The organism is Sorangium sp. So ce1335, from assembly GCF_051521615.1.
Taxonomy (GTDB): Bacteria; Myxococcota_A; Polyangia; order Polyangiales; family Polyangiaceae; genus Sorangium.
Map to the genome: position 1 here is coordinate 11,923,315 of NZ_CP150363.1, position 12,874 is coordinate 11,936,188.

Here is a 12,874-nt window from a genome sequence, read left to right on the forward strand (position 1 = left end):
CCCGACGACCTGCGCTCGATGGCGACGGGCGTCCGGAAGGCGGCTCGGGTGTCCACCCGGCCCGTCCACCGCGGCTCAGGCCCGGTGCAGCCTGAGGCCCTGCTTTCCTGCCCCGAGCCCTTCCTTCAGCCGCATCGACGGGATCTCGTAGTCGCCGTGGTTCTGCCGCCGGTAGGGGATCGGCTCTTCGACGAACAGCCGCTCGAGGCGCCGGTCGAGGTCGGTCGTGATGGCCCGGAAGCGCTCCTCGTTCATCCGCTCGGCCCTGTAGACGACGAACGGCTCCAGCACGGAGAAGCCGGGATAGAAGAGGATGCCGTGCTGGATCGGGAACAAGAGATCATCCATCGGCCCGTTGATGCCGCGCTCCGCGTAGTGCTCGACCCAGCCGCCGGCGGTGAGCACGAGCATGGCGCGCTTGCCGGCGAAGACGCCCTCGCCGTAGCGGTCGCCCCAGCGCCGGTCCGAGTGCTCGCCGACGCCGTAGGCGAAGCCGTGCGCGAAGACGCGCTCGACCCATCCCTTCAGGATCGCCGGCATGGAGAACCACCAGAGCGGGAACTGGAGGATGACGGCATGAGCCCAGAGGAGGCGCCGCTGCTCCTCGGCCACGTCCGGTGTCTGCGCGCCGCTCGCGAACGCGCGGTGCGAGGCGTCGGTGAGCTGGAGGCGCGCGCCTTCGGGCTCGGCCGGGAAGTCGGCGCCGTCGAGCGTCGCCTTCCACCCCTGCGCGTACAGGTCGGAGACGAGCACGTCGTGCCCGGCGGCGGTGAGCGTCGCGACCATCCGGTCGCGGAGCGCGCCGTTCAACGAGCGCGGCTCGGGGTGCGCAAAGACGATGAGGATGTTCATGGCATGTCCTTTCCAGGAGACGAGTCCGTCTCCTCGTTCTGTGGACCGCCGGACGTGCCCGCGGAGGACCGGGGATGACCGGGGCGCGTGCGGTGTGGATGCGTCGAAAGCTACGTCTCTCCCTGGCATCGTTGAAGTCGCAGTTCTTCTGTGCTGCTATCACCTGGGTGGATACCAGCCGCCTCGACCTGAACCTCCTCGTCGCGCTCGACGTGCTGCTCGCGGAGCGCAACGTGACGAGGGCGGCCAGGCGCCTGAACCTCAGCCAGCCGGCGCTGTCGGCCCAGCTCCAGCGGCTTCGCGAGCTCCTCGGCGACCCGCTGCTGCTCCCCGCGCAGCGCGGCATGACGCCGACGCGGCGCGCGCTGGAGCTGCAAGCGCCGCTGCACGAGGCGCTGGAGGGCGTGCGCGCCGCGATTGCCACGGGCGCCGCGTTCGACCCCGCGACCGCCGAGCTGACGGTCGCTGTCGCCGCGTCCGACTATGTGCAGTACGCGCTGCTGATGCCGCTCGCCTTTCAGCTCCGGCGCGAGGCGCCGGGCGTGCGGCTCGCGTGGCGGGCCCTCGACAGCGCCCAGCTCGCGGCCCAGGCGGAGCGCGGCGAGGTGGACCTCGCCTTCATGACGCCGGACATCGCGCCCGAGCACCTGCACAGCAGGAAGCTGCTCGAGGAGCGCTACGTCGTCATCGTCCGGCGCAAGCACCCGCGGGTCTCGCGCTCCCTCAGCCTCGACCAGCTCTGCGCGCTCGACCACGTGGTGGTGAGCCCGCGCGGCGGCGGCTTCACGGGCGCGACCGACGCGGCGCTCGCCGCGCTCGGGCGCGAGCGGCGCGTTGTCCTGTCCGTCCCCTCGTTCCTGATGGTGCCGGAGATCGTGGCGCGCTCGGACCTGGCCGCGCTCGTCCCCGAGCGCGTGGCGCGCGGTCGCGAGGGCCGGCTCCAGCTCCTTGCGCCGCCCGTCCCCGTGCCGGGCTTCGCCATCGCGATGGTGTGGCACCACAGGACAGCCAGGCACCCGGCGCTCACCTGGCTCCGCGACCGGGTGCGCTCGATGGCGAAGGACGTCTGAGGCGAAGGCGGAAGGCTCGCCCTACCGCAGGCGCTCTTGCTCGCGCGCGAGCGCCCGGAAGCCCTCGTCCACGAGCTCGAGCAGATCGTCCGTCGCGCCGCGGGCGATCCACGCCTCGATCGCGCACTGCATGATGGCGACAGAGCAGCTGGCCAGCACCCGCGGCGCCAGCTCGCGCTGCGGATCCAGGCCCATCCGCGCGGCCAGCGGCTCGCAGATGGCCTCGGCGCAGTGGCCGAGCCGCTCGCCCTGCCGCGCGCGGACCGCCGGTGTCTTCGCGACGAACTGCTGGACCGCGACGAACCGCGGCAGGTCCCCCTCGAAGAGGCGGCCGAGCGTATCCCGGACCGCGTTGCGCAGCGCCACGAGCGGCGGCTCGCCGGGCGGGCGCGCGCGGACCGCCTCGCGCGCCACCTCGATGAGCTGGTCCATCCAGGCGATGAGGAGGTCTTCCTTCGACTCGAAGTAGCGGAAGAACGTCCTCCGCGAGATCTCGACCGCCCCGAGCACCTCGTCGAGCGTCGTCTGGTCGTAGCCGTTCTTCAGGAAGAGATCGATCGCGGTCTCGATGATCTGCGCGCGCGTCCGCTCCTTCTTGCGCTCTCGCAGCCCCGGAGCCTGACCTTCCGTCATGCGGCGAGGCTACCACGCGCGGGATCCGGGTGCCCCTCCTTGACAAATGCTACTCAGTAGCACATTCTTCCTCCTGTCGCGGCGCCACGCCGGTTCCGAGCGATCTCGGGCGAGGGACGGCGCCGTCACGGTACGAATCCATCCCTCGGCGTCGTCCTCGGCGCGGCCGTCGCGTGCGGTCCTCGCGTCACTGGGCCTCTGCGCACACGGGCCCTTGCGCACACGGGCCTTTGCGCACAGGGGGTCTCGCGCGCGGGCGCATCGCCGGAAGGCCGCTTCTCGGCCGCTCGGCGACGGACGCTGACGTCTCGGCACGCGCGCCGATCGGCTCGTGCGATCGGCGCGCCCACTGTCGTTCTCCCCCCGCAGGACGCGTGTGGAGGCGGCCCTCACAGGAGTCACGATGAACACAACGGAACACGACAAGGTCGCACTCATCACGGGCTCGAGCCACGGTATCGGCCTCGAGCTCACGCGTCGTCTGCTGTCGGAGGGCTTTCAGGTCGTCGCGCTGAACCGCTCGACGTTCCCCGAGGACGATCCGCTGATCCGGGGGAGCCTCGAGCGCCGGAGGCTCCGTGTCCACAGGGCGGACCTGTCCGATTTCGAGAGCCTTTGGCGCGCGCTCGACGCGATCAAGGCGAGCGAGCAGAAGATCGACGTGCTGTTCAACAACGCCGGCGGCAGCGTCCCGGAGCTGACCTTCTCGAAGCAAGGCCGCGAGCTGCACTTCGAGCTCCAGGCGGTTGTGCCGTACGTCATCGCGATGGAGCTCCGCGAGCTGCTGCGGAAGGGGACCTTGAAGACGGTCGTGAACACCTCCTCCAACGCGTTCGACATGACCAGGCGCTTCGACCCCGACGCCCTGGAGCGCCCGGCGTCGTTCAAGCAGCTCTTCGGCCCGTACGCGACGTCCAAGCTCGCGCTCTCCCTCTGGACGCGCGAGGTGGCGCCGCTGCTCGAGCGGGACGGGATCAAGATCCGGAGCGTGGATCCCGGGCCCAACAACACGCTGAGGAAGGGGAAGCGGTCGGGGCTGCCGTTCTACGTGGAGCCGCTGATGCGTTTCTTCTTCCCACCCCCGAGCCAGGGCGCCTCGCGGCTATACGAGGCGGCGTTCGGCGCGAGCCGGGATCTCTCGGGCGTCTACCTGCGAAAAGACCGCGCGAGGGATCTCCCGTTCCGGGAGCACGGCCCCAGGGTGCTGGAGAAGGTGCGAGCCATCCACGAGGCGGAGTTCGCCGCCCGCTGACGCCCTCGCCGGCGGGTGTCTGTCGATCAGAACTCGCGGCAATCGCCCGGCGCCTCGAGCGCGCCGAAGCTGTAGGGCCGCGCCTGCTTCACGAGCAGCCGGCGCTCCGGGCCGATCAGCTTCCACTCGATCTGCATCGCGTACAGCCGGTTCTCGCCCTTCGGGTCGACGAGCGGCCGGTAGTGCCGGTGGACGGCCTCGAGCACGCAGCCGATCCGCTGGACCTCCGGGAACGACAGCACGTCGCGCCCGCGCGACAGGCTCGATCGGCCGTGGTAGTCCGCCTTGATCGTGCGCGGCGCCGGCGTGTACACGATCTCGTCGCTCGTCACGCCGGGCGCCGGGTTGGTGACCGACGCCTCCCCGATCTGCGCGTTGATGTAATACTGGCTGTCGCGGACCGCGTCGAGCGCGTTGCGGCTGATGGCCACGCCCTGCGCGCGCTCCGACTGCCACGCCTGGTGCACGAGCACGGCCATGGCCGCGCGCGCCTGGTCGACGTGGCCGAACTCCCGCTCGTCGTAAGCGCGCGTGTTCCAGAGGCTCGACCACACCGTGCGCAGCGCGTCCTCGATGGAGCTCGACGTGGCGTCGAGGTCGCCGCTCGTCGACGTGTGGAGCCCGGCGCCGTTGAAGGTGGCCAGATCCTCCGTGTTGCTGCTGCTGCGCAGGCGCACGCGCTCGCCGCCGAAGCGCCCCCCGATGGCGCCGGTGACCGCGCCGAGGATCTCGGGATCCACAGGGTGTTTCATCATGAGATCGCGCACCTGCGCGAGCCCCTCGGCGTGCGCGCGCGGGTCGGCGCGGAACTCGGGGTCTCGCTCGAGCTCGGCCAGGAGCTCCGCCGCGCCGCTCCCCTGGAAGTGATCCATGTAGTGCGAGAACGGGATGGCGAACGCCGCGGGCGGCACGAACAGCGGCACCGCGTCGGGCGGGCAATACGGCCCCACGCCGGTCACGCGGTACAGCTCGGCCATGCCCGCCGCCTTCGAGCCGATGCTGTCGCTCTGCGCGTAGCTCGCGGCGTCGAGCGGGACGATCCCGCGCACGGAGAGGTCGAGCGCCGGCGCCAGCCGCTCGCCGGTCGGCTTGCGCGCCTCCCAGTACGCGTCGGCTTCCGCCGCGGTGGCCTCGCGGAGTTCGAAATCCGAGGCGCGCACCTCGAGCCGCACGAGCTTGCCGAACAGGCCCTTCAGGCGCTCGTGATCCCGCGCCCCGCGCAGGGCCATGTTCGGCGTCCCCCGGCCGCGCGCGAGCACGTTCACGTGCGCCAGCGGCGTCTGGAAGGCCTCGGTGATGAGGCCGCCGACGAACGCCGTCTCGTTCGGCACGTCGTCGGTCACCACGATCACGTTCGGTCCGAGCTCGGCCGTCTCCAGCTCGCGCGCCGGGACGAACGTCAGGGTGCCGAAGCCCTCTGCCGGGTTGAGCGGCTGGTAGGTGAGCCCCCTGAAGGGTGCGTTCGGCCCGACGATGGGCACGGTCCCCTCGACGTTGCGCAGCTCGACGACCTGGCGCGCCGCGGTGGGGCGGATCGCCCACGCCTGCGGGTCGGGCACCACCTTCATCGCGGCGAAGAACGCGCGCCGCATCTGGTCGCCGATGGCCAGGTCGCCGGGGGAGAACTCGACCGTCTTCGTCCCGTTGGCGTGCTCCACCAGCGTGCCCAGGAGGTAGCGGCGGCCCTCGACGCGGAAGTACTCGGCCTGGCTGAACAGCTGCCATCCGACGTTGAACTCCGCGTCCTGCTCGGGGTCGCAGCGATCGAGGTGCGGCAGCCCCTCTATCTTCTCGCGGATGAAGGTGTAGTGGAGCGCCCACGCGCGCGTGCTCAGGAGGTGCACTGTGTCGTTCGCGGCCATGTCGACGACGAACTTGACGCCGGCCTCGCCGACCTCGGTGCCCCCTCTGGCCAGCTCCACGAAGTCGCCGTCCGTCTCCAGCCGGCGCGCGCGTCCGCTCGGGAGCGCGCGCCCCGGGAGCTCGACGCAGCCGTCGTTGGTTGCGCCGGGGCTCGGCGCCTCGCAGAAGCGCGGCGCCCCGGAGGCGTCGGGCACGCGCGCGAGCGACGCGCCCTCCGGCCACGCCATGAAGTCGACCCGATCGCTCGGCGCCGGCCGGTCCGCCTGCCACAGCGTCACGACGCCCTCGAATTCGGGCGAGGCCTCGAGCGCTGTCGTGTCGCTCTCGCTCACCGGGACGCTCACGCGCTCTCCGGGCCCGAGCGTGGCGGACGGCTCCGGCCACGCGAGCAGCGTGCCCGCCTCGGCGTCGGGCATCGCCTGCCCGGGCGAGAGCGCCGAGAGGCGCAGCGCGAAGGCGTCGAGCGCAACGGGCTCGTCGCTCGCGTTCAGCACCTCGACGAACCCCGCCGGACGCAGCCCGAGCTCGGAGATGACGAGCGGCCCGGCGATGGGCGGGAAGGGCTCGGGCCACGCGAACGGCGCGAACTGGATGCTGTCGTCGATGGTCGGCGGCTCCGGCGGATCGCAGGTCTCGCCGTTCAGCCGCTCGGGCGTCGCGTAGCGGCAGATCGACGGCGCCCCCGTGCCGTCGGGCAGGCGCGCGTAGCTCTCGGAGCGCGGCAGCTCCGGCACATCGACCCTGTCGACGAGCTCGCACGACGACGACCAGAGAAGGACCCGTGCGCCCGAGCTCGAGAGCTTGAACGGCAGGTGCAGCGGGCCTTGCTCGGGTGTGTCGTCTGCCCAGAGGAGCGCGGTCCGACCCGGCCCGAGCGTCAGATCGGGAAGCCGCGTCGCCTCGCCGACCTTCTCGCCAACGTAGTATTGCCCGAGGTGGATCGGGCGCTGGCCCATGTTGATCAGCTCGACGAAATCGTCGGTCTCGCCGACCTCGTCGACCCAGGCGCCGTCGTTGCCGGTCATCACCTCGTTGATGCGGAGATCGCCGCCCGGCGCGGGCACGCCGGCCGCCGGGACCGCGAAGGCGCACTCGGGCTGCGGCGGCGGAGGCTGCGGCGGCGGGTCGAGCGGCGCGTCCGAGCAGCCGGCGCCGAGGGCGAGCGACAACAGGCCCGCTCCCACGCGCGCCTGGAGCGAGCGCTGCGATCGGAGCGCGCGGGATGGAATTGCCTTCATGCCGGCTCGGTCAGCATGCCGCATGCCACGCGAGCGGGCGCCTTGTCTGGCGCATAAATGGCAGCAAATTCAACGAATTATCTCGGCGGTGTGCCGCGCGTGCGCCGGGCTGTGCCAGCGCCCGCGCTGTCGCCGTCAGGGGCCGTCGCTCAGGGGTGCGCCCTGGTCCCGGCCACCCGCTCCAGCCACTCTGTCACGGCGGCCTCGAACAGGGCCGGCTGCTCGGTCTGCAGGTTGTGGCCGGCCCGGTCGAGCAGCACGAACGACGCCCGCGGGTACGCCTCGAGGATGCCCCAGAGATCGCGGTAACCGACGACGCTGTCCTGGCGCCCCGCCAGCATCAGGGTCGGGCCGGGGAACGGCGGCTCCAGCGCGTCGACAGCGAAGCTGAAGGTGACCTTCGGGCCGAGGTTCCGCTCCAGGAAGGCCGTGTCCGCCGCGCGGAGGCCGGGGAGGATCTCGTCCCGGAACCGCTCCCAGACGGCGGGCACCTGGCGCACGTGGATCGACGCGAACGCGCGCCGGTCGTCGTCGGACAGGGTCGCGAGGAACGCCTCGTCGCGCTCCAGCACCCGCAGCGGGGGCGCGTTGGCCTCCCGCGTCTCCTCCACGGCCACCGGGCACACGAGCAGCAGGCCAGCGACGCTCTGCGGCCGCTCGTGGACCACGCCGCGGGCCAGGTAGCCGCCGTACGACTCGCCGGCGACAAGGAACCGCTCGCCGGGGAGCACCTGATCGACGAGCCCGAGCACCACCTCCAGCATGCCGTCCGACCCGTCGATCCACGGTCGCCCCGGGGTCCGCCCCATCCCCGGCAGGTCGAAGTAGACGCGCCGCCAGCGCCCCGGCGCCGACCGGAACACCGGCTCCATGCACCCCTTCATCAGCCGGTGATCGGGCCCCCAGCCGTGGAGCATCAGGATGGGCGTCCCGGAGCCGATCACCTCGACCTCGATCTCGAGGTCTTTCACCTTGCATCGCATGGGCGCACTCTAGAACACCGATCACGCTGAGCGAGCGAGGAATCAACCGCCAAGGCGCCGAGGACGCCAAGAAGAAGATGATGTCCTGGCGTCCTTTGGCGCCTTGGCGGTTCGAAATTCTGCTCGTTTCAGGCGGGGTCAACCTTCGTTGTTCGTCCAGGCCCCCTTCATCCACGGTCCGGTGGGGCCGTTCTCTTCCTTTGCCTCGTCCGGGATCGCCCCGTAGATCCAGTCGACGGCCCTGTCCGCGTAGGGGATGCCGCCCAGGGACGACCTGATGGATCCCTTGAGATCGCTCGATCGGTACGTGATGCGCGGACCCCAGCGGCGGCAGTACTGCGTCCAGTCGGGAGCGGCGACCGGGTTGGCCAGGAAGTCCGCGCGCAGGAGCTCGTACCTGGCGTTGCAGTCGAGGAACCTCCCGCCCTTCCTCGTGCTGTTGACGAGCCCGAGCTCGTACACGGTGTAGCCGAACTCTCGATAGCTGGCGCTGCTCGACAGGTTGTCTCCCTCGCCCCGGTAGGAGGCGTGGCCGTGCCTCGACGAGAAGGCCACGGGCCGGCCGTTCTCCATCGGGATCTCGCCGAGGGGCACCCACTCGCCGCCGCTGTGCTGGGCCAGGTACATGGCGCGCAGCTCGCCGGTGACGGGATCGACGCGGCAGGTGACGTGCTCCCAGTCGCCGCCGTGCTGGCCCATGGGATCGAGGGCGATCGTGCCGCTGAACTCGGTGACGCTGACCCTGGCGCTGCCGGCGCCGTTGTAGGGGTAGAAGATCCAGAACTGAAGGTCGAGCCAGGAGCTCTGGTACCTGGCGTTGACGTAGGCGACCGCGCTGCCGAGATCGCCGCTGCGGGCGCTGCGGCTGCACTCGAGCCAGTAGACGCCGTCGTCGCCGCCGCCGGCGGGGAGCGGCCTGTCGCCGGCATCGCGGACCGAGCCGTCGTTCTGGTGCAGCGTCGCGCGCTTCAGGAACCACTCGACGGAGCTCGGTCCGTACTCGTCGTCGGGGTGGAAGTAGATGCGCGGCCCGACCTTCTGGATGATCGCGTCGAGCTCGTCCAGCGTCGGGGCGCGATCCGCGAGGCGATCGACGATGATGGAGCTGGCCCTGTCGTTGAAGCCGCCGAGGTTCGCGGCGTCCCCGGTGAGCTCGAGCGTGTCGCCCTTGAAGGGGCCGTCCTTGTACAGCGTGACGCGGTGGCCCGCGGGGACGATGACCGACGAGACGAGATCGTTGCCCGCGGGAACGGAGGGGTGGGCGCCGACAGGGATCTCGGCGCTCCAGCCCGCGAAGTCGGAGTCGCTGTAGACGATGACGGTCGGGGTCGTGAGGCGCTCGACGAGGATCGACGATGTCTTGTCGTTGACGCCCTTGAGGTTGGGTGTGTCGCGGACAAGGGTACACCGGCGGCCCTCGAAGTTGCCGTGCTCGCAGAGCGTGACCTTGAGCCCGGCCGGGATCTTGATGGAGCTGAGGGCGTCGTTGCTGATCCCGAAGCCGGTCGCGTACCGGCCGATGCTCAGCGTGCTCTGGCGGCCTCGATAGTCGGAGTCGGAGAACAGGGTGACCTGCGGATCGCTCATGAACGCTCCTCCTGCGGATTGGCTCGCGCGACGCGGCGAGTGGAACCGCGATCAAAGTAGCCTGGCGATCCGGTGAGGGAATGACCGACGTCGGACAGGGTATGGTACGTTCGTGGCCACCGGAGGTCCGGGGCCGGCGGGGGCGCGCGTCGCCGCGACCTGCCGCGCGGCCGCCCGCGCGCGTTTATCTGCGGATCTCGGCCTCGAGGACGAGCCGCCCGTCGTCGTGGCGGGCGCACACCTGGTAAGCGGGGTCGGCCCCGGGGCCCTGCGCGCTCGCGATCGCGCCGAGCAGGTTCGGCCAGGTGCCGGCGGCGGCGATCACGTAGGCAGACCAGCCGGCCTCCCTGAACGCGGTGACGGCCTTCTTCGGGTCGTCGAAGCCCTTCCCCGGGTCGCCGAACGCCGCGCGCAGCGCGGGCAAGAGCTCCCTTGTCGTCGCGTCGCCGACGGCGCACCGCTCCGCGGCGAACGCCCTCTCGACGCCGGCGCGCGAGGCGTCCGTCAGGGCCCACGACCCGACGAGGCGGCTCCGCTTGCCCTCCACGACGACCCCGAGGGTGCCGTCGCCGGCGAGCCTGCGCGCCGGCGCCGCGAGCCAGAGGTTCTGCCGGACCTCGGCGAGGCCCTGGGCAGCGAGCGCCGGCATCACCTCCGGGGCGACGTGGCGAGAGAGCGCTCTTGTGATCTTGCCGTAGCCGTCCGTCGCGCCGAGCTCGCCCATCCGGTCGGGATCGATGCACACCGACACAGCGGCGCTCGCGTCGAACCTGGAGCACCGGCCCTCGGGGCCCCCGAGCGCTCCGCTGAACGCGACGAGCTCCTTCAGGGCGGCCGGATCGTCGCCGGACACGAAGAGCGGCAGCACGATGTCGAGCCGGAGGTCCGCGCCGTGCGCGTGGACCGCGACGGCGGCGAGCCCGCCCTGCGCCACGCCGAGCGGCGCGCGGGCGCCGAAGCCGGCGCAGCGCGCGGCGCCGGGGCACACGTCCAGCGGGGCGCCGCCCGTGAGCGCGCCGATCACGGGCCCGAAGGCGCGCCGCGGGTCCGCCCCGCGCGCGAGCGGGACGAGGAGCCGCAGCCGCGCCGCGTCCTGCGCGTGCCCGCGAGCGACCTTCTCGAGCGCGTCGCCCGAGGCCCCGTTGACGATGGCCTCGACGACAGCGCGCGCGCTCTTCTCGGGCGCGGGCACCATGGCGCCGAGGAGCGGCCTGCGCGGATCGACGCCGAGCTTCGCGAGCGACACGTCCGGCGGACCCTGGTTGCCGAGCGCGCGGTTGATATCGGCGAGGACCTCGGCGAGCTCGGGCACAGACCGGACGACCCCGTCGAGATCGCCGGGGCGCAGCGAGACGTAGAGCGCGGCGCCCGGCGGGAGGTGCGCGAGCTGCCCGGCCGACGCGGGCGGCGCGTCGGGGGCGGCGGCCCCGGGCGCAGCCGGATCGCCCGCCGCCGCGCGCGCCGGCGCTGCCGCGGAGGCGGTCGCCTGCGCCGGCGCCGCGGCGGCGCCCGGCGCGCTCGCGCCCGTCGAGCCGGGGCGCGCGGCGCACGCCGCGGCCCCGGCGCCGAGCGCGATGCCGGCGCCGAGGAGGAGGGTGGGGAGGAGCTCTCGGAGGGGCATGCGCGGCGTCCATGCCCGCGCCGCGGCGGCGCCACAAGCCACGGGGAGCGCCGCGGAGCCGCTTCGGGGCGCGCCCCGGCGGCGCTACGCCGCGGGGTGCGCCAGCTTCGAGTACTTCGTGCAGAAGAACATGTAGACGCCGTACGCGCACAGGCCGGCGGCGACGAGCACGAGCAGCGCCGTCCCGAAGGGCGATGTGGCGACCGTCGAGAGCGCCTCGCGGACGCCCTTGGACTGGCCCGGATCGTGGGCGAGCGCGGCCTGGACCAGCGCCGCGCCGATGATGCTGAAGACGACGCCGCGGGAGACGAGCCCGACGCGGGCCATGCGGAACACCCAGGTGCGCTCGGGAGGGCTCATGTCCTGCGTGCTGAGGTCCCGCGCGAAGCGGGATCTCATCGCCTTGCGGAACTGATGGACGGCGACGGCGATCACCGCGAGGCCCGCGGCGCCGACGAGCACGCCCCCGAACGGCTGCTCCAGCACCTTGCCGACCCACGTGCGCGATCCGTCGCCCGCGCCGCTGCCCTGGCCGAGCGCCATCTGGAAGGCCGTGAGCGCGAGGCCCGCCGAGATGACGCCGCTCACGGCCCAGCCCACGCGCTCGGCCGTGCCCTTGGCGTCGCGCCCGACGTGGCCCGGGTCCTTGATGGCGAGGACCTCTCGCCACAGCGCATACCCGAGCAGCCCGATCCCCACGAAGATCAGCAGCGCCTGCCCGAACGGCTGGTCGCCGAGCACCCCGACCGCCTCGCGCCCGCCGGCCGTATCTCCGCCGCCGCTGAAGGCAGCCTGGAGCGACAGGGCGCCGATCAGCACGTACACGAGGCCTTTGGCCGCAAAACCAAACCTGGCCAGGGTGCGCACCCAGCCGTTGTTTTCAGGCTGGGTGAACATTTCTCTCTGTGCCGGAATTGCCATGGTTTCAGTCTCCTGAGCGGCGCGTGCTGCAGCGGGCGTGCCACCGAGCGAGCGCGGCGCACGGGCGCGCGGTGCGGCGCGGGCGGTGCGGCGCGCGGGGGCGCGACGCTGCGCGCGCGCTGCGGCGTGGGGCGCGCCGCCACGCCTCGGCGCCAGGCTGCCTCACCGCCGGGCGTCGCGGAGGGCGGGGCGTGTTCATCGCGATCCAGAGGGGCGTGTCGAGAGGACAGGGACGGACTGCCGGCTGCGGGCTCCGTCGTGAGGGCGCGCCGCGCTGCCGCGGTCCGGGGCGCTCCTGTCGCTGTGCGGTGCAGGGCGGCTATGCTGCCCGCAATGCACGACCCGGATCGCAGGCACGGTGTCCTCGAGCTCCGCGAGGAGCCAGATGGAATCCTTCATGTGACGGTGGACGGAGAGCTCTCGGAGGAGATCGCGCGCTCCATCGCCGCAGCGTCCCGGCGCATCGCGGAGAGCGGCCGCGAGGTCCTGGTGCTCACCGACGTGAGCCGCATCAAGGCCATTCCGCACGACGTGCGCAAGCTGATGGCGAGCGGAACGCTCGCGGCGCGCCACGACGCTGTCGCGATCGTCGGAGCGAGCTTTACCCTGCGCGTCGTCGCGATGCTCAGCGCGAGGAGCCTGAGTCTGCTCACGTCACGATCCTATCCTTTCGAGTTCTTCGCCACGGAAGCGGAGGCGCACGCGTGGCTCCTCGCTCAGCGAGAGGTGATCCGGGCCAGGCAGCCGCCGGTCGCGTGACGCGGCTCCCGGGGCGCGCGCGCCCTCCCCGGCGCCGGTCTGCTGCGGCGGGGCGGGCTCGACGGGGCGCACGAGAGCGGGAAGGGGGACAGGGG

Annotated in this window: 10 protein-coding genes; 3 read left to right on the plus strand and 7 right to left on the minus strand. The window is 72.3% G+C overall.

The features are described from left to right. Positions 1–75 precede the first annotated feature (75 nt). A complete protein-coding gene (locus WMF24_RS44515; RefSeq protein WP_437733561.1) occupies positions 76–852 on the minus strand; it encodes an NAD(P)H-dependent oxidoreductase in 777 nt (258 codons plus the stop codon). A 167-nt stretch (positions 853–1,019) separates the two neighbouring features. On the opposite strand from WMF24_RS44515, the gene WMF24_RS44520 reads away from it, so the two are divergent. Continuing rightward, positions 1,020–1,922, plus strand: a complete 903-nt coding sequence (locus WMF24_RS44520) for a LysR family transcriptional regulator (protein ID WP_437733562.1) — start codon at positions 1,020–1,022, stop codon at positions 1,920–1,922. A 21-nt stretch (positions 1,923–1,943) separates the two neighbouring features. Here the strand turns inward: WMF24_RS44520 and WMF24_RS44525 are convergent, their stop codons facing one another. After that, on the minus strand, positions 1,944–2,555 hold the full coding sequence (locus WMF24_RS44525; protein ID WP_437733563.1) for an acyl-CoA-like ligand-binding transcription factor: 612 nt from the start codon (positions 2,553–2,555) through the stop codon (positions 1,944–1,946). A 403-nt stretch (positions 2,556–2,958) separates the two neighbouring features. Between WMF24_RS44525 and WMF24_RS44530 the strand changes: the two genes are divergently transcribed. Further along, positions 2,959–3,807, plus strand: a complete 849-nt coding sequence (locus WMF24_RS44530; protein ID WP_437733564.1) for an SDR family NAD(P)-dependent oxidoreductase — start codon at positions 2,959–2,961, stop codon at positions 3,805–3,807. Positions 3,808–3,833: 26 nt separating this feature from the next. Here the strand turns inward: WMF24_RS44530 and WMF24_RS44535 are convergent, their stop codons facing one another. The 5 genes from WMF24_RS44535 to WMF24_RS44555 form a co-directional block, all read right to left on the minus strand. Continuing rightward, positions 3,834–6,908, minus strand: coding sequence for a PEP/pyruvate-binding domain-containing protein (locus WMF24_RS44535; protein ID WP_437733565.1), 3,075 nt, complete (start codon positions 6,906–6,908; stop codon positions 3,834–3,836). Positions 6,909–7,057: 149 nt separating this feature from the next. Beyond that, entirely contained in the window at positions 7,058–7,891 is an 834-nt protein-coding gene (locus WMF24_RS44540) for an alpha/beta fold hydrolase (RefSeq protein WP_437733566.1), read from the minus strand. A 138-nt stretch (positions 7,892–8,029) separates the two neighbouring features. Beyond that, positions 8,030–9,478 (minus strand): Vps62-related protein, encoded by a 1,449-nt coding sequence (locus WMF24_RS44545; RefSeq protein ID WP_437733567.1) that lies wholly within the window; start codon positions 9,476–9,478, stop codon positions 8,030–8,032. A 184-nt stretch (positions 9,479–9,662) separates the two neighbouring features. Then, positions 9,663–11,099 carry a hypothetical protein gene (locus tag WMF24_RS44550; protein WP_437733568.1) on the minus strand — a complete coding sequence of 479 codons (1,437 nt, stop codon included), beginning with the start codon at positions 11,097–11,099 and terminating at the stop codon, positions 9,663–9,665. Between the two features lie 84 nt (positions 11,100–11,183). Further along, positions 11,184–12,020, minus strand: a complete 837-nt coding sequence (locus tag WMF24_RS44555) for a DUF1206 domain-containing protein (protein ID WP_437733569.1) — start codon at positions 12,018–12,020, stop codon at positions 11,184–11,186. A 333-nt stretch (positions 12,021–12,353) separates the two neighbouring features. On the opposite strand from WMF24_RS44555, the gene WMF24_RS44560 reads away from it, so the two are divergent. Continuing rightward, on the plus strand, positions 12,354–12,779 hold the full coding sequence (locus WMF24_RS44560) for an STAS/SEC14 domain-containing protein (RefSeq protein ID WP_437733570.1): 426 nt from the start codon (positions 12,354–12,356) through the stop codon (positions 12,777–12,779). Positions 12,780–12,874: the final 95 nt, after the last annotated feature.